We start from the raw sequence: 16,948 nt of genomic DNA, 5'->3' as shown, positions 1-16,948 counted from the left end.
CTTGGGGACGGAAACAGATGTTCCCAGTGTCAGGGTTAGGGTGGTCAATGTTATCTGATTTTTTATGAAGTAGTAGAGGATGAAATCTGGATTTTAAGTATTTGGGACGGAAGAAGAAATCCAGAAAATTTAAAAATTAAATGAATTGAAACGGCTCTGGAAACTCATCAAGCGAACTTTTCTCATCCTCTTCATCGGACATTTGGTTTACATCATTGCCCTGAAATGGATCAATCCGCCGATTACGGTAACACAAATCAATAGTTTGATAGAAGGCCATGGTTTACACCGCGATTATATTTCCTGGGATGAAATGCCTAAGTCTGCAAAATTGGCGGCGATTGCTTCGGAAGACCAATTGTTTGCTTCGCATAATGGATTTGATAAAAAACAAATCGAAAAAGCGCTGGATTTCAACGATAAAAATGAAGGCAGAAAATTGCGCGGCGCCAGTACGATTTCCCAACAAGTCGCCAAAAATGTATTTCTCTGGCAGAAAAGGAGCTGGTTCCGAAAAGGTTTGGAGGCCTATTTTACCTTTATGATCGAATTGGTTTGGGGAAAAGAACGAATTCTGGAAATGTATCTGAATGTGTCAGAAACAGGAATCGGAACTTTTGGGATTGAAGCTGCCTCCCAACGCTATTTTAACAAACCCGCTTCCAAATTAACCCAAAATGAAGCAGCCAGAATCGTTGTGAATTTACCCAATCCGAAAAAATATCGTGTCAATCCACCTAGTGCTTATGTAAGCAAAAGAGCCGGGTGGGTCGAACGGCAAATGCGGAATTTACAAAGCAATCCGGAAATTAAGAAGTTGTTGGAATAAGTAATCTAGCCCTGACAGGGTTTCAAACGCTGTCAGGGCTTTGTCCTGTGAACTTTGACAAAGTTCTTATCGTACTGCATAAAGCTTTGTCAAAGTTAAAATCCGGTTCCATTAACTTAAATTTCAACGGGAATTCTACTCAGAAAACCTTACTTTTGCGCAAACTTCGCACAATGACAAACGGAATCATCATTCTGGACTTCGGTTCGCAGTACAATCAGTTAATAGCCAGGAGAATACGTGAATTTGGCGTCTATGCCGAAATCCTTCCTTTCAATGCTTCTTTGGATGAAATCCTAAGTAAAAGCCCAAAAGGAATTATTTTATCGGGCGGACCTTCTTCGGTTTCGGCCGAGAACGCCGCTTTGGTCGATAAAGCTTTGTACGAACAAAATATTCCGGTTTTGGGAATTTGCTACGGAATGCAGCTTACAGCTCATCTTTTGGGCGGAAAAGTGAAAAAAGGAGAGAAGGGCGAATATGGAAAATCGGAATTCAGCATCATCGAACCGAGTGAATTATTCCAAAATGTACCCCAAACTTCCACAGTTTGGATGAGTCATTTTGATGAGGTTTCGGAAATTCCGCAAGGATTTAAAATCGCCGGGAAATCCAATGTGGACATTGCTTCGATTGTAAACGAAGAAAAGAAAATTTATGCCGTTCAGTTCCATCCGGAAGTTTCCCATACCGAATTCGGAAGTAAAATGATTGAGAATTTTGTGTTTACTATTTGTCAGTGCGAGAAAAACTGGCAGCTCACCGATTTTATTTCAAATGAAATTCAAAGAATCAAAGAAGTTGTGGGTGATAAAAAAGTAATTCTTGGACTATCGGGCGGTGTGGATTCCTCTGTGGCAGCGGTTCTGATCCATAAGGCAATCGGCGATCAACTGAATTGTATCTTTGTCGATACCGGACTTTTGCGAAAAGACGAAGGCAAAAAAGTGATGGAAAATTACGGAAAGCATTTCCATATGAATATCAAAATGATCGATGCAAGAGAGCAGTTTATGTCGAAACTCAAAGGAATTTCCGATCCGGAAGAGAAACGAAAAACGATCGGACGTGAATTCATTGAAGTTTTTGATGCGGAATCCCATAAATTTGAAGATGCCGAATTCCTGGCACAAGGAACAATTTATCCCGATGTCATCGAGTCCCAATCGGTCAAAGGACCTTCGGCAACCATTAAATCGCACCACAATGTGGGCGGATTACCGGAAAAAATGAAATTGAAACTTTTGGAGCCGCTTCGCGAATTGTTCAAAGATGAAGTTCGGAAAGTAGGCGTGGAGCTGGGAATCCCGAGAGAACTGGTGTATCGCCATCCGTTTCCTGGGCCTGGTTTAGGTATCCGGATTCTGGGAGAAGTCGATGCGGAGAAAGTGCGGATTTTGCAGGAAGCCGATGATATTTTTATTCAGGAATTGTACAAACATAATTTATACGACGAGGTAAGTCAGGCTTTCGTCGTGCTTTTACCGGTGAAATCGGTGGGTGTGATGGGCGATGAGAGAACTTACGAATATACCGCAGTGGTACGTTCGGCCAATACGATTGATTTTATGACGGCGACCTGGTCAAAATTGCCTTACGAATTTCTGGAAATTGTTTCCAATCGTATCATCAACGAAGTCAGAGGGATAAACCGTGTGGCCTATGATATTTCTTCGAAACCGCCTGCCACAATTGAATGGGAATAAGAAAAAATTGAAATTCTTTTTTGGAAGAATAAATATTTCAACTATATTTGCACTCGCAATTTAAGGCAGACCCATGGTGTAACGGTAGCACACCGGTTTTTGGTACCGTTTGTCGGGGTTCGAATCCCTGTGGGTCTACCAAGTTTTCAAAAGCAATTCAGAAATGAATTGCTTTTTTTATTTTTACCCAATGAAAAAAATAGCAAACGAAGCTTTGATCATCATCGCTTTTCCGTTTATTATCCTCTACGAACTCTATTGTATGCTGGTGAAATACCGTAAATAATCAGGGATTGAGGTAGTTTAAAAACTCCTCTGCAGGAATTTCCCTTGCGCCGAGACTTGCCAGATGAGCCGTGTAAACCTGACAATCGATGAGTTGATATTGCTCCGAATACTTTTGAACGAAATAAATAAATCCCGCTTTTGAAGCATTGGAAACTTTGGCAAACATACTTTCGCCACAAAAAACATCGCCCTGATCCATCCCATAAAATCCGCCAACCAATTCCTTATTTTGCCAGACTTCTACACTTTTGGCCAGACCGGCGCGATGAAGCCCAATGTAAGCTTGCATCATTTCATCGGTAATCCAGCTTCCTTCTTGCCCGGGCCGATGAATGCTGCGACAATTTTCAATGATTTGTTCGAACGCCTGATTTTCTGTAAATTGAAAATGCTTCTCTCGCAAAACTTTTTGCATGGATTTAGAAATCTTCAATTCGTTTGGGAATAAAACAAAACGCGGATCGGGAAACCACCATAAAATCGGTTCGTTTTCATTGAACCAAGGGAAAATTCCTTTCTGATACGCCAGTTTCAGTCGCTCCTGACTCAAATCACCGCCATAAGCAATGATACCAAACCGATCGGTTTCAGCATAATCCGGAAAGGCAATTCGTTCGTCAAGTCGTTTCATGAATGGATTTTGCACAAAATTAAAGAATTCAGAATTCAAGGCACAAAAAATTCCCTTTCCAAAACTGAAAAGGGAATCTGAACATGATAAATCAGAAGAGAATTAGATTTCCCAATCATTGATTTCCTGTTCGATTTGCTCACGAGTCCGTCCGGTTTTTTCCTGAACTTTCCCGATTACTTCGTCAAGTTTACCGTCCGCAAAAGCTTCATCGTCGTTAAACCATTCTCCATATTTCTGCTTGAAGGCGCCCTTCACTTGGTTCCATTTTCCTTCTAATTCTAATCTGTTCATAATTTTAATTTTTTGATTTGATTAATTATTTACAAGCATCAAACCATTAAATGTTAATCAATTATAATTTCATGTTAAAAGTTTTTGGGGGCATGCCGTTGCGATTTCTCTATTGAGATTTCATTGCTATTTATCGCGCAACGGCACCGGGCTATCCATTGCAATCTTTTTTGAATGGGTGACTGAGGTTCTCGAAGGCAAGAATTCAAAAAAGGATTTCCATTACTATCCCTTGCCCGATTCAAAACCGCATCCATTTCAAAGCATATTCTTATCTTTGGAATTCAAAAAATTAAACATGATCAAAACCATCGACACTTCGCAGGTTACACCGGCGGAGTCCATTCAATATTTGCAAAATGCCGTTGCGCCACGACCGATTGCGCTTGTGAGTACCGTTGATAGCCAAGGAAATGTGAATTTGAGTCCTTTTAGTTTTTACAATGTTTTCAGTTCCAATCCTCCTATCTTGGTTTTTTCGCCTTCGAGAAGGGTTCGGAATACTACTACCAAACATACACTCGAAAATATAGAGGAAGTTCGCGAATGCGTGATAAATACGGTTTCTTATGACATTGTTCATCAGAGTTCGCTTTCCAGTACGGAATACGAAAAAGGGGTAAACGAATTTCAGAAAGCCGGACTTACGGAAGTTCCTTCTATGAAAGTTAGTCCACCTCGGGTGAAAGAGTCCAAAGCTTCTTTTGAATGCAAAGTGCGGGATTTGATTCATCTTGGCGATGGCGGCGGAGCCGGAACCTTGGTTGTTTGTGAGGTTTTGATGATCCATGTGGATGAGTCAGTACTGAACGAAAGAGGTTTGATTGATACCAGAAAAATTGATTTGGTCGGACGAATGGGCGAGTCCTGGTACACACATTCCAACGGGGATTCCTTGTTTGAAATTCCCAAACCTTTGGCTACGAAAGGAATTGGTGTAGATGCGCTTCCCGATGAAATCCGCTTAAGCAAGGTTTTTACAGGAAATGATTTGGCGATGCTTGGCAATGTAGAAATCCTTTCAGGAGACTTCTTTAAGAATGATGAAAATACACACCGACATGCCAAAGATCTTTTGAGAGACGGTGATGTGGAAGGCGCCTGGAATATTTTGAGGAAATAAATGGATTTTGAATTTTCAACCTTGTCAATTTTTTAGCTCGATTGTTGGCATATGCTTTATCTCTGCTTTTCAAGAAATTTAATTTTTCTATATTCCTTAAAACAATCTAACTTTTCATTTATAATCTCACAAGGAATTTCTGAATAGTTTGAAACATCTCTTATCCAATTCTCAGAGTAATATTCTTTTAAAGGTCTAAGATAAATTGTAGAATCTTTTTTATAATAATTTCCTGTTATTTTAGAATTTCCAAATTCATCAAAAAAGCTATATGAATAGAAATTTTCATAAGTACCATTATCGAATAAAATAATACTATCTTTTTCAATATGATCTGCAATAATTTTAGTACTTAATTTTACATCCTTTTCAAGAAAGGAATTAGAATATATTTCAACTATTTGTTGAGATTTAGCTTTAATTAAGGAAATACTTAAAAATAATATTAGAATAAATCTCATGTCCAAAATTTAAACCTTCGCCAGCAAATATTTCATATTCACCTCTTTGTCGATGATTTCCCCCAGTTTTTCTGCCGGAATTCTTTCCTGTTTCATCGTATCTCTGTAACGAAGCGTCACCGAATTGTCATTCAATGAATCGTGGTCAATCGTGATACAGAAAGGCGTTCCGAGTGCATCCATTCTTCGGTATCTTTTTCCGATGGAATCTTTGTCTTCGTACATCACATTGAAATCCAGACGCAATTCATTGAAGATTTTTTCGGCAAATTCAGGCAGCCCATCTTTTTTGACCAAAGGCAAAATCGCAGCTTTGATCGGTGCCAGAGCAGGAGGTAAGCTCAAAACCGTTCTTTCCGAACCGTCTTCCAATTGTTCGTCTTTCAGGCTGTTGGAGAAAATCGCGAGGAACAAACGATCTAATCCCACCGAAGTTTCCACTACATAAGGGACGTAATGTTTATTCAATTCGTTGTCGAAATATTGTAATTTTTTACCTGAATGTTCTTCGTGGGCTTTTAAATCGAAATCGGTTCTCGAATGAATTCCTTCCAATTCCTTAAATCCAAACGGGAATTTGAATTCAATGTCGGCAGCAGCATTGGCATAATGCGCCAATTTTTCATGGTCGTGGAAACGATAATTTTCATCTCCTAAACCAAGTGACTGATGCCATTTCAAACGGGTTTCTTTCCATTTCTCGTACCAATCTAGTTCAGAACCGGGTTGTACGAAATATTGCATTTCCATTTGTTCGAATTCACGCATTCGGAAGATGAACTGTCGTGCGACGATTTCATTTCGAAAGGCCTTTCCGATTTGCGCAATTCCAAACGGAATTTTCATTCGTCCGGTTTTTTGAACATTTAGAAAGTTAACAAAAATACCTTGTGCGGTTTCAGGTCGCAGGTATAAATCCATCGCCGTGTCGGCTGTTGCGCCCAATTTGGTTCCAAACATCAGGTTAAACTGACGAACTTCTGTCCAGTTTTTGGAACCGGTAACCGGGTCGGCGATTTCCAGCTCTTCGATGAGTGCTTTTACGTCGGCCAGATTTTCCGTTTCGAGCGATTTTGCCATTCGACTCAAAATAGCATCGATTTTTTGCTGATATTCAACCACTCTGGTGTTGGTGGAAACAAATTGTTCTTTGTCAAAAGCATCCCCAAATCGTTTGGCTGCTTTTTCTACTTCTTTATCGATTTTTGCTTCGATTTTTGCGCAATAATCTTCGATCAAAACATCTGCCCGATAGCGTTTTTTGGAATCTTTGTTGTCGATCAAAGGATCGTTGAAAGCATCTACGTGACCGGAAGCTTTCCAGGTTGTGGGATGCATAAAGATTGATGAGTCGATTCCGACGATATTTTCATTGAGCTGAACCATGGCTTTCCACCAATATTGTTTGATGTTGTTTTTGAGTTCGGCGCCGTTTTGTCCGTAATCATAAACAGCTGAAAGTCCGTCGTAAATTTCACTGGATTGGAAAATAAATCCGTACTCTTTGGCGTGCGAAATAATCCGCTTGAAAATATCTTCTGACATAGTTTTGAATTGAATTGCGAAAATAGTGGATTTTACCGATTTGGCGAAATTCGAAGTTCAAAATCCGAGAGATACATAAGCCAGAAATTCAAAATAGTTGAATTAATTTAAAAATTAAATTAATTGTTCCTAAAACAACTAATATCCACCAATATTTTTTAGCTAATGGTTCCGAAGAATATTTAGCCCAAATTCCTGCGCCTATTAAAAGCAAAGGAATGATTAATTTTAGAATTTCTGAACTCATAGTAAAATCAACTTTAAACCTTAAACTTTGAACTTGAAACTTAATTCGAATACCGCATCCACTTCCACATTTCTTTGAAGGAAGGTTTTTTGCCGTACATCAAAATTCCGACCCGATAAATTTTCGAAGCAAAGAAAACCATTAGCAACATGGTTCCGATGAGCAAAACCAGCGAAAGTGCAATTTCCCACCATTCCACCCCAAAAGGCAGTCGGGTAACCATTGAAATCGGGGAAGTAAGCGGGATGATGGACAACCAGAATGCAACCGGACCATCCGGGTTTTCAAGCGTGGTCATACTTCCGTACATCGCAATCATCATGGGGAAAATAGGATAAAAGGTAAATTGTTGGGTGTCCGTATCATTGTCAACCGCCGAACCGATTGCGGCGAAAATCGAACTGTAAAACAGATAGCCCAACAGGAAATATAGCATAAACATCATGAGGATAAACGGATAGTTTAACCCTAACAGTGTATCAAAAATTCCTTGTGCATCAGCCATCCATTCTGGATTTTGTTCCAGCATTGCTTGAGCTTGTTCAGTATTAAGATTGGTGGGCATTTTTGAGGCGAAAAAAGCAGAGCCGCCCAACATGAGGGCAAGTCCCATGAGGATCCAGATAGTGAATTGTGTCAACGCTACCAAGGTTGAACCCAAAATTTTCCCCATCATCAGGTTAAAAGGTTTTACCGATGAAATGATGATTTCCACCACACGGTTGTTTTTTTCTTCCACCACACTGCGCATCACTTTTACACCATAAATCATGATGAACATAAAGATGATATAAGCCAGAAACATCGCCAGACCAAATTTTACATATTCACCTTTTTCTTCCGAACCGCCTTTCAGATCAAATGTTTTGATCCTTACATCAGAACCCATATTTTTCACCGCATCATGTGAAATTCCTGCTTGTTCCATTTTGAGTTCTTCGATGCGTTTACTCAACTTGTCCTCTAATCTTTCTTTGAATCCGACCCCGATGTTACCTCTGGTGCTTAATTCGATTCCTTTTTCAACTTTTGAAAAATCATTTTTATCAATCGCCGGAATCACTAATAATCCGTTCAAGGTTTTACTTTCTGCAAGCGTATCTTTAATACCCTGAATGTCTTCCGGTCCGTAAAAATTATAAATTTCATTGCCGCCTGAAACCAATGAAGTGATAAATTCCTTGCTTTCATCTACTACCGCAATACTTTTCTGATCTGAATTTGCCGAAACCATCCAGGCAATGATCCCGATGATAGCCACCATGATGATGGGTGACAAAATGGTCATGATGATGAAGGTTTTGTTTTTAACCTGTGTCAGAAATTCTCTTTTGGCGACTAATAATATTTGGTTCATTTGAATTTTAAATTTAGAATTTCAATAAGCTTTTACTTAGTTAAATGGCTTCTTTTTGGTCGCTGACCAAATTCGAAGTAACGGCCTGCAAAAATATTTCGTTCATCGAAGGAATGGCTTCTTTGTATTGAATGATGTGTCCCAAATGCGAAATTTCATTTAATAATTGATTGGAACTGATTCCTTCTTTTTTGGATAATTTGAAGGAAGTGGAAAAACTATTTTGTTTGACCATTTCAGGAGAAAATTCCGCGGTAAAACGATTCCAGATTTCCGGGTCGGGATTTTCAATTTCGACAAAATATTTGCCCGATTTGAATTGATGTTTAATCTGATTGATTTCTCCGTCCAAAACTTTATTCGACAAATTAATCAGTGCAATATGATCGCACATTTCTTCTACCGATTCCATTCGGTGAGTAGAAAAAATGATGGTCGTGCCTTTGTCGCGGAGCTCCAGAATTTCGTTGGCGATGATTTGCGCATTTACCGGGTCAAATCCGCTGAAAGGCTCATCAAAAATCAACAATTCCGGTTCGTGTAAAACGGTAATCACAAACTGAACTTTTTGGCCCATTCCTTTGGAGAGTTCTGTGAGTTTTTTGTCCCACCATTCAGAAATTCCCAGTTTCTCAAACCAGTATTTCGTTTTTTTATGTGCTTCGGTGTTGGAAAGTCCTTTGAGTTTGGCGAAATAAAGCGCTTGTTCGCCGATTTTCATATTTTGATACAATCCACGCTCTTCGGGCATATAGCCGACCAGCGGAATGACGGATTTGTCGAGTGGTTTGCCTGCGATGGTCACCGAACCTTTGTCGGGAGCAGTAATCTGATTGATGATACGGAGAAATGTTGTTTTCCCTGCGCCATTCGGGCCCAATAATCCGTAAACAGAACCTTTCGGGATATTGAGATCAAAATCATTGAGCGCTATTTTTTTTCCGTATTGTTTGGTTAATCCTTTTGCAACAAGCAAATCCGACATAAGAATTGTTTTTGAGATTAGTTGAAATTCTTATGCAAATGTTACAATTTTTAAATGAATTATTGTGTTTCTACTATTTTAGAATTAGTTTTGAATACTAACTAACCGAACAATGAAATTTAAAATTCTAATTTTTCTAATTCTTTGCCTGTTTTATAAGATTTATGCTCAGAAAGATTGTGCGTGTAATTATATCACAGATTATTATCCACTTGTTTATAAAGGTCAACTTAATTACCTGAAGGAAAATTATGATTCTGCTTATGTTTATTTGAAAGAAGCCGAAGAAAATTGTCCGCTTTTGGATAATTTACAAACCAATGAAATTTCAATGCTCCTTGAAATCTCTGTTCGTAAAAATCTTTACGAGGATGCTACAGAATATTTAAAAATGAAATTAAACAATGGGTTTGAAATTAAATATTTAGTAGAAGATTCGTTGTATAGTGATTTTATAAAAGCTAAAGAATTCCAGAAAGTTAGTGCAAAGGCAGATGAAATTTATCGAGATTGGCATTCGGGAATTGATTTAGAACTAAGAAATAAGTTAGTATCAATGAACAAAGAAGATCAAAAGGTTCGTAGAGAAAAGCCGATTGATTTTGAAAAAATGAAACAAATTGACAGTATCAATATAAATGCATTGAAGGAAATAATTGCTGAATATGGGTATCCTTCTAAAAATTTAGTAGGGAATTATTCGGTAGATGAGCATCCTAATGTTTATACTTTGATTATGCATATTCAAGGCGAAGAAAATTTGAATTATTTTAAACCTATATTTCTGGAATGGGTTAGATGTGGAAAGACGGATTATACATCTATTTATGCTAATCTTGTAGATAGCAATGATAGAAGTCGAGGTGTTTTTACGTATGGAATTTATTCTAATATAAAGCCAGAACAAATTAAAGATTTTGAAAATTTAGATGAGAGAAGAGTCAGCGTAGGACTCAGGCCATGGGAAATGGAAAAAGAAGTTCAAGAATTGCTAAGATTAAAATACGATCTTCATTAAAGTTTCTTATCCACAAACTCCTGAATTTTTTTCGCAATAATAGGAGCCGCTACCATTACGGCGAGCGAAAGAGCCGCTTTTCCGGCATTGCCCATTTTCAGTCGCTGACTTGCCTGTCCCGAAATAAAACTCAAAGCCGTATTGACACCACCGCCAATGGGAGATGAAATAGAGTTGGAGTTATCCTCCACTTTGCTAACAAAATTATTAATGGTTTTGTAAAGAAAACCTTCTTGCGCCGATTTGTCGGCATTGGCCATTTTCAGTTTGAGTTGCCTTTTGGCTTCTCTCAAGTCGGCAAGTGTATTGATATCTTTAGTTTTCATCTTCTTCGTCGTCATCTGAATTATCGATTGCTTCCATTGCGGCTTCTACCGCCTTATCGGTAATGAGTAACATGATTTTTCGGCGGAAAATAAATAGAATAATAAGGAAAATAACATAAATCCCCATTACCATCAAAAATCCTAAACCTGTATCGTTGAACCAGTTTCCGAATAGATAACCGGCAGAAAGGCTGCCGATGAAGAGTATCATCATCACAAACATACCTACTAAAATGCCGTAAACCCCAGCGCCAATCATATTGCTGACGGAGTCTACGACTTCCAATTTCGCATAAGCAATCCTGTTGTTGATGTATTGTTTTAAATCATCAAACATAAATAAGTTTTAGGTCAAATTTAATAAAAAAATGTTGGGATTAGACCCCAACATTTTCTTCAAATTCATCTTTTGCTTTTTTAGCTTCCGATTTTACATCCTGAGCTGTACTCTGCAATTTAGATTTTACTTCAGCAAGACGGTCTTCTAAGTCTTTTTTAGCTTTTTTAGCTTTGTCGCTGAAATCATTGGAATATTTTTCCAAATCTTTTTTCAATCTATCCGCTTCTTTTTTTAATTGCTTGCGTGTTTCTTCTCCAGATTGAGGAGCCATTAACAATCCTGCTGCGGCACCTGCAGCTGCTCCGATTAATAATCCGGCTAATAATTTAAATGCACCACTTTCTTTTGCCATGGTTTTTAATTTTAAAGGTTAATACTTTTTCTAAATTTACGAATTCTTAAAGTCAAAAACAATACCAAAAATTCTATCTTTACACCGATTTAATGAAAATTTTAACAAATGCTAGAATTATCTGTTAAAGGCGCACAAATGCCTTCATCCCCTATCCGTAAATTAGTTCCTTATGCCGATAAAGCACGTAGCAAAGGAACAAAAGTATATCATCTCAACATCGGACAACCTGACATCGCTTCGCCGGTTTCAGCATTGGAAGCTTATCATCAATTGCCTTTTGATGTAATAGCTTATACGCACTCCGAGGGAACACCCGAATACCGAAAAGCTTTGTCCGACTATTACAAAGGAAGAGGATACGGTGTCGAAACCAATAATATAATCGTAACCAATGGGGGGTCAGAAGCTTTGTTGTTTACCTTTGGCGTGATAGCCAATCCGGGCGATGAAATCATAATTCCCGAACCTTTTTATGCGAACTACAATAGTTTTGCTTGTCAAAGCGATGTGAAAATTGTTCCGATTCAATCCACGATTGAAAATAATTTCGGACTTCCACCGATTGAGTCATTTGAAGAAAAAATTACCGATAAAACAAAAGCCATTCTCATTTGTCATCCCGGCAATCCGACCGGATATCTTTATTCGCAAGCCGAACTTCAAAAACTAAAAGATTTGGTTTTGAAGCATGATTTGTATCTGATTTCGGATGAGGTTTACGCTGAATATGTGTACGGTGGCGAAGAGCACGTCTCGGTTTTGAGTTTTCCAGAATTGAAAGAAAATGTCATTATAATTGATTCTGAGTCCAAACGTTTCAGTATGTGTGGTGCTCGTTTGGGAGCGATGATTTCAAGAAATGAAGAACTGATGAAACGAGCGATGAAATTTGCGCAAGCGCGTTTGAGTCCGGTATTGACCAGTCAATATGCCGCTGCAAAAGCCCACGAAAATGTCGGAACTTATTTTGAAGACAGCCGCGCGGAATACATAAGCCGTCGTGATTTGCTGGTAACGGAATTGAATAAGATTCCCGGCGTGATTTGTCCCAACCCAAAAGGAGCTTTTTATTGTATGGTGGAACTTCCGGTGGACGATGCCGAGAAATTTGCCATTTGGTTGCTAAACGATTTCGAATTGGACGGCGAAACCGTAATGGTTGCACCCGGAAACGGATTTTACAGCCATCCCGATACGGTAAAAAATCAGGTTCGGATTGCTTACGTTTTAAACAAAGAAGATTTGCAACGTTCGGTTGAAATCCTGAGAGTTGCGTTGGATAAATATAATTTTCAAAACTAAATTTGAGATTGGACATTCTGAATAATCATTCTTTAAAACCCTATAACACCTTCGGAATAGATGTTTCCACAAAATATTTTGTGGAAGCGAAATCGGTGGGCGAAATCAAATCTGCATTGGAATTCGCACGCGAAAATACACTTCCTTTGATGCTTTTCAGTGGGGGAAGTAATATGTTGCTCACGCACGATTTCGATGGATTGGTTTTGAAGTTGAACCTGAAAGGAATTGAAGTAGTTTTAGAAGAGGAAGATTTCGTAGAAGTGAAAGTCAAATCCGGCGAGAATTGGCACGAATTTGTGCAATGGACACTACAAAATGATTTCGGCGGATTGGAAAATCTTTCCCTGATCCCCGGAAATGCTGGAACCGCGCCGATTCAAAATATTGGCGCTTACGGTGTGGAAGTGAAAGATTCAATGACTGAACTTTCCGCATTGGAAATTTCAACCGGAAATATTCGGGAATTTACGAATGCCGAATGTAAATTCGGGTACCGGGATTCGGTTTTCAAAAATGAATTCAAAAATCAGTTTATCATTACCGACGTTAGCTTCCAACTGACCAAAAGAAATCATCAGCTTCGCACCGAATACGGAGCCATTCAAGCGGAACTTGATAAATTAAATATTCAAAATCCTACCATTCAGGACATTTCCCGTGCGGTTATAAACATTCGTCAAAGCAAATTGCCCGACCCGAAAGAAATCGGAAACTCAGGAAGTTTCTTTAAAAATCCGGTGATTTCAAAATCGGAATTTGAGGAAATTCAGAAAAAACATCCGGAGATTTCTGCTTATCCGTCAGGAAATGAAGTCAAACTGGCAGCGGGCTGGTTGATCGAAAAAGCGGGCTGGAAAGGAAAACGCTTTGGCGATGCCGGTGTTCATGAAAAACAAGCCTTGGTTTTGGTGAATTATGGAAATGCGACCGGACAGGAAATCTATGATTTGTCCCAAAGGATTGTCGATGATGTTTATGAAAAATTCGGCATAAATCTCGAAAGGGAAGTAAATATTCTTTAATTTTAATTGATTTAAAACGAATTAGTTATCGTTGAAATCATTAAAAAATTCAATAAGTCTATCATTTTAGTAGACTAAAACAATTACTTTTGCCCTCATAGATTTTAAAAATGGACAAGAAATTATTGCGTTCTTATATTTTCAGGCATCTCGACGGAGTAGTGGTTCCGCAGGTCATTCATCAATTATCCCAAAAAGGAATTCTCGAATTTGTTCTTCAAAATGGAAGTTTAGATTTGGAGAAAATTGCAGAGGAATTCAATGCCAACGAAGGTTATCTCAACGTTGCGCTTCGTATTTTGGCTTCGCAGGGATATTTGAATTATGAATTGAATAATTCGGAAAACACCGTAAAGATTTCCACCCATGAAAATTCAGAGAAAGCATTTTCATTTGTAGGAATTTATCAGAATTTAGCGGAATTTCTATCCGATGAGGAATTGATTTCTTCTCAGGCCATTTCCGATGAACTCGGTCGTAAATGGATGAAAATCTATGAGAAATACCGTTCGGATTTATTGGAGAATAGACTCGAAAATTCTTTGGAATATCAAATTCAAAAACACATCGAAGGTGCGCTCATTAGTCCGATAATAGTCAAACTCGGCATGAGCGGAATGTTTCACAAATACTTTATGGAAGCCTCTTTCAGTGCCGATGAATTTCATAAAAATCCAGGTTGTTTTGAACAATTATTAGAAGCTTTGGCTGAATTGGGTTGGTTTAGCCGCAAAGGAAGAAATTTTCAGTTTACCGAAACCGGATTGTTTTTCGCCCGTCGTGCTTCGGCTTATGGCGTGACGGTTTCTTATTTGCCAATGTTCGCCAAAATGGAAAATCTTTTATTTGGCCGTGCCAATGAAATTCGTGAAGTGGAAATGGGTGAGGAGGAAATCCATGTAAACCGCGAAATGAATGTTTGGGGAAGTGGCGGTGCGCATTCTACTTATTTTAAAGTTCTGGATGAATTTATCATCGAAATTTTTAACCGTCCGCTGGACGAGCAACCCAAAGGAATTCTCGATATGGGTTGTGGAAATGGTGCTTTGCTGCAGCATCTTTACGATGTGATTGAAAGCCGTACTTTGCGTGGAAAAAATTTGGACGAACATCCGCTTTTCCTTGTGGGTGCCGATTTCAACAAAGCTGCATTGAAAGTCACGAGAGCCAATTTGGTGAAAAATGACATTTGGGCAAAAGTGATTTGGGGCGACATCGGAGATCCTAAAAGACTGGCCGAAGATTTAAAATCCGATTATGATATTCAACTGGAAGATTTACTCAACATCCGAACTTTTCTAGATCACAACCGGATTTGGGAAGATGTGGAAGCCGGGCAACGTAAGAGTACTTCAACCGGTGCTTTTTCCTTTCGTGGAAAGCGATTGGCGAACAATGAAGTGGAAGAAAATCTTTTGCAACACCTAAAAAAATGGACGCCTTATGTAGAGAAATTCGGTTTGTTAGTAATCGAATTGCATACTTTACCGCCACAACTTACAGCAGATAATTTAGGAAAAACCGCCGCTACGGCTTATGATGCTACGCATGGTTTTTCGGATCAATACATTGTGGAAGTCGATGTTTTTCATCGGATTTGCAAGGAAGCCGGTTTAAATCCCGACGGAAATTTATTCAAAAAATTTCCTGACTCTGAATTGGCAACCGTAAGTATTAATTTGCTGAAGAAATGATTTCGGAAAGTTCTAGATAGGCCATTCCGGTAAGAATTCCGATGCCGAAACTGAGCAAAGTGCCAATCAGAATGTATTCTGTAAGTCGGATGTCTTTATTTTCTTTCAGATCGCCAAAACGGAAAATCGACTTGGCCGCAAGCAAAAACCCGATGCCCTCCCAAAAATTAATAACAATAAAAAGGAAAATGAAAAGGCGCTCCAGAATTCCGATGTATTTCCCTGCATAATTCGTCTTTTTGTTGTTTTTATTCGGATTTAAATTTTTGAGCAATACTTTCAGAAGGACCGAAGTGACGGTCGTAACCATAATCAAAGCCGAGTAAAGCAATAAATTTACCGGACTGAAAAGCACTTCGAAATTAATGCGGAACGGATAATAATAATTCACGACCATCGCAATGGCAAGGAGGTGCAGGAATTGATCTCCAAAGAAATAAAGTTTTGAAAACTTCTTTTTTTCGGTGTAAAGTTTGGCTGTGTCGATGGCGAAATGAGCAAAGCTCAGCACCAGAATTCCGATGAAATATTTCGGATCAAATCCGGTCAGTATCAGCAAAAGCAATAAATGAACAAGCGTGTGGAAATAGAGAAATTTCGATTTGATTTTATATTTTCTTTTGTGCGCAACCCAGGAGTCGGGCTGGAGTAAAAAATCTCCGGCCAAGTGAGCAAGAACGAATTTGAGCGCCAATATCATCATATTCCCTTGATTTCCTGATTATAAAGTTCCACAACTTTTTTGATTTCATCAAATCCTGCTCTTTTCAGTGCCGAACTGATCGTTCCTTGACTTTTCTTTTGAAGAAGTTTGGCCAGTTCCGATTGGTTCAGCTTAGGATATTTCAAAGCAGTAAAAACCACTTCGGCAGTAGTCGGCTGCCAGGAGTCCATGATGAAATCGAGTAGATTTAAAATCACGTTGTAACGCTGATTGAATTTTTCGTTTGGAGTCTGAATGCCCAAAGTTTCTTTTTTAAGACTTTCCAATTTTCTGCCCGAATTCACAAAAGCAGAGCCATTTGACTCGCTGACTTTGGGTGATTTATAATCGATTTCTCCCAGTCCGATGGCCATTCGCACATCCACTCCAATGGATTTCATCGCTGACTTCAGTAGTAAAACCGCTTCCATACTTTCCTTTTTTGAAAGGATTAATTGAAAACTGTCGCCACGGTAAATTTCCCAATCGGTTTTTTCTTTACCAAAATCCGATAAAACTTCTTTCAACCGTTCCAACCAGCTTTCCGGAGTGTTTTTACGTGACTCAATTATGTCGCCTGTTATGACAATCCATTTTTTCATCCACGTAAAGATAAATAAATTATTGAGTATTTCGTCAATATTTTTAATTATTGATGATTTTGTCAATATTTAGGATTATTGAGTATTTCGTCAATATTTGTGATTATTGAGTATTTA

The 16,948-nt window shown here is 38.7% G+C and carries 19 protein-coding genes and 1 tRNA gene; 8 read left to right on the top strand and 12 right to left on the bottom strand.

The window, feature by feature from the left end:
• The first annotated feature begins 145 nt into the window (after window positions 1–145).
• From mtgA to WBF63_RS00540, 3 genes are all read left to right on the top strand, one after another.
• Entirely contained in the window at window positions 146–829 is a 684-nt protein-coding gene (gene mtgA / locus WBF63_RS00550) for a monofunctional biosynthetic peptidoglycan transglycosylase (RefSeq protein ID WP_424367734.1), read from the top strand.
• Between the two features lie 173 nt (window positions 830–1,002).
• Entirely contained in the window at window positions 1,003–2,535 is a 1,533-nt protein-coding gene (guaA, locus tag WBF63_RS00545; protein ID WP_424367733.1) for a glutamine-hydrolyzing GMP synthase, read from the top strand.
• Window positions 2,536–2,602: 67 nt separating this feature from the next.
• Window positions 2,603–2,676 (top strand) — tRNA-Gln (locus WBF63_RS00540).
• Between the two features lie 145 nt (window positions 2,677–2,821).
• Here WBF63_RS00540 and aat read toward each other — a convergent pair.
• A complete protein-coding gene (gene aat / locus WBF63_RS00535) occupies window positions 2,822–3,454 on the bottom strand; it encodes a leucyl/phenylalanyl-tRNA--protein transferase (protein WP_424367732.1) in 633 nt (210 codons plus the stop codon).
• 102 nt (window positions 3,455–3,556) lie between these two features.
• Window positions 3,557–3,748 (bottom strand): CsbD family protein, encoded by a 192-nt coding sequence (locus WBF63_RS00530; RefSeq protein ID WP_424367731.1) that lies wholly within the window; start codon window positions 3,746–3,748, stop codon window positions 3,557–3,559.
• A gap of 301 nt (window positions 3,749–4,049) precedes the next feature.
• On the opposite strand from WBF63_RS00530, the gene WBF63_RS00525 reads away from it, so the two are divergent.
• The gene (locus WBF63_RS00525; protein WP_424367929.1) at window positions 4,050–4,871 is read left to right on the top strand and encodes a flavin reductase family protein; all 822 of its coding nucleotides are present in this window, start codon (window positions 4,050–4,052) and stop codon (window positions 4,869–4,871) included.
• A 56-nt stretch (window positions 4,872–4,927) separates the two neighbouring features.
• On the opposite strand, the gene WBF63_RS00520 is transcribed toward WBF63_RS00525, so the two are convergent.
• The 5 genes from WBF63_RS00520 to WBF63_RS00500 form a co-directional block, all read right to left on the bottom strand.
• A complete protein-coding gene (locus tag WBF63_RS00520) occupies window positions 4,928–5,332 on the bottom strand; it encodes a hypothetical protein (RefSeq protein ID WP_424367730.1) in 405 nt (134 codons plus the stop codon).
• A gap of 9 nt (window positions 5,333–5,341) precedes the next feature.
• Complete coding sequence (locus WBF63_RS00515; RefSeq protein ID WP_424367729.1) at window positions 5,342–6,877, bottom strand: glycine--tRNA ligase; 1,536 nt, start codon at window positions 6,875–6,877, stop codon at window positions 5,342–5,344.
• Window positions 6,878–6,965: 88 nt separating this feature from the next.
• The gene (locus WBF63_RS00510; RefSeq protein WP_424367728.1) at window positions 6,966–7,124 is read right to left on the bottom strand and encodes a hypothetical protein; all 159 of its coding nucleotides are present in this window, start codon (window positions 7,122–7,124) and stop codon (window positions 6,966–6,968) included.
• A gap of 40 nt (window positions 7,125–7,164) precedes the next feature.
• Window positions 7,165–8,481: an ABC transporter permease gene (locus WBF63_RS00505; RefSeq protein WP_424367727.1), complete on the bottom strand. Its 1,317-nt coding sequence runs from the start codon at window positions 8,479–8,481 to the stop codon at window positions 7,165–7,167.
• Between the two features lie 40 nt (window positions 8,482–8,521).
• Window positions 8,522–9,466, bottom strand: a complete 945-nt coding sequence (locus tag WBF63_RS00500; RefSeq protein ID WP_424367726.1) for an ABC transporter ATP-binding protein — start codon at window positions 9,464–9,466, stop codon at window positions 8,522–8,524.
• Window positions 9,467–9,578: 112 nt separating this feature from the next.
• Here WBF63_RS00500 and WBF63_RS00495 point away from each other — a divergent pair, with 112 nt between their 5' ends.
• Window positions 9,579–10,484: a hypothetical protein gene (locus tag WBF63_RS00495; RefSeq protein WP_424367725.1), complete on the top strand. Its 906-nt coding sequence runs from the start codon at window positions 9,579–9,581 to the stop codon at window positions 10,482–10,484.
• Here the strand turns inward: WBF63_RS00495 and WBF63_RS00490 are convergent.
• Genes WBF63_RS00490 through WBF63_RS00480 form a run of 3 tightly spaced genes read right to left on the bottom strand, consistent with a single transcriptional unit; the run spans window position 10,481 to window position 11,502 of the window.
• Window positions 10,481–10,810, bottom strand: a complete 330-nt coding sequence (locus WBF63_RS00490; protein WP_424367724.1) for a hypothetical protein — start codon at window positions 10,808–10,810, stop codon at window positions 10,481–10,483. The genes WBF63_RS00495 and WBF63_RS00490 overlap by 4 nt on opposite strands.
• Window positions 10,800–11,147 carry a phage holin family protein gene (locus WBF63_RS00485; RefSeq protein ID WP_424367723.1) on the bottom strand — a complete coding sequence of 116 codons (348 nt, stop codon included), beginning with the start codon at window positions 11,145–11,147 and terminating at the stop codon, window positions 10,800–10,802. The genes WBF63_RS00490 and WBF63_RS00485 overlap by 11 nt, the downstream gene beginning before the upstream one ends.
• A gap of 40 nt (window positions 11,148–11,187) precedes the next feature.
• Window positions 11,188–11,502 carry a YtxH domain-containing protein gene (locus WBF63_RS00480; protein WP_424367722.1) on the bottom strand — a complete coding sequence of 105 codons (315 nt, stop codon included), beginning with the start codon at window positions 11,500–11,502 and terminating at the stop codon, window positions 11,188–11,190.
• A gap of 108 nt (window positions 11,503–11,610) precedes the next feature.
• On the opposite strand from WBF63_RS00480, the gene WBF63_RS00475 reads away from it, so the two are divergent.
• The 3 genes from WBF63_RS00475 to WBF63_RS00465 all read left to right on the top strand — a co-directional run bounded on the left by WBF63_RS00475 (window position 11,611) and on the right by WBF63_RS00465 (window position 15,526).
• Window positions 11,611–12,807, top strand: coding sequence for a pyridoxal phosphate-dependent aminotransferase (locus WBF63_RS00475; RefSeq protein WP_424367721.1), 1,197 nt, complete (start codon window positions 11,611–11,613; stop codon window positions 12,805–12,807).
• A gap of 8 nt (window positions 12,808–12,815) precedes the next feature.
• Window positions 12,816–13,832, top strand: coding sequence for a UDP-N-acetylmuramate dehydrogenase (gene murB / locus WBF63_RS00470; RefSeq protein WP_424367928.1), 1,017 nt, complete (start codon window positions 12,816–12,818; stop codon window positions 13,830–13,832).
• A 110-nt stretch (window positions 13,833–13,942) separates the two neighbouring features.
• Window positions 13,943–15,526: a class I SAM-dependent methyltransferase gene (locus WBF63_RS00465; RefSeq protein WP_424367720.1), complete on the top strand. Its 1,584-nt coding sequence runs from the start codon at window positions 13,943–13,945 to the stop codon at window positions 15,524–15,526.
• On the opposite strand, the gene WBF63_RS00460 is transcribed toward WBF63_RS00465, so the two are convergent.
• Both WBF63_RS00460 and WBF63_RS00455 read right to left on the bottom strand, forming a co-directional pair.
• Window positions 15,507–16,229 (bottom strand): DUF3307 domain-containing protein, encoded by a 723-nt coding sequence (locus WBF63_RS00460; protein WP_424367719.1) that lies wholly within the window; start codon window positions 16,227–16,229, stop codon window positions 15,507–15,509. The two genes, WBF63_RS00465 and WBF63_RS00460, sit on opposite strands and share 20 nt — an antisense overlap.
• The gene (locus tag WBF63_RS00455; RefSeq protein WP_424367718.1) at window positions 16,226–16,831 is read right to left on the bottom strand and encodes a SatD family protein; all 606 of its coding nucleotides are present in this window, start codon (window positions 16,829–16,831) and stop codon (window positions 16,226–16,228) included. The genes WBF63_RS00460 and WBF63_RS00455 overlap by 4 nt, the downstream gene beginning before the upstream one ends.
• Between the last annotated feature and the right edge of the window lie 117 nt (window positions 16,832–16,948).

The organism is Moheibacter sp. (genome assembly GCF_049672845.1).
GTDB lineage: Bacteria > Bacteroidota > Bacteroidia > Flavobacteriales > Weeksellaceae > Moheibacter.
This window is presented reverse-complemented; position numbering and strand designations above follow the sequence as displayed.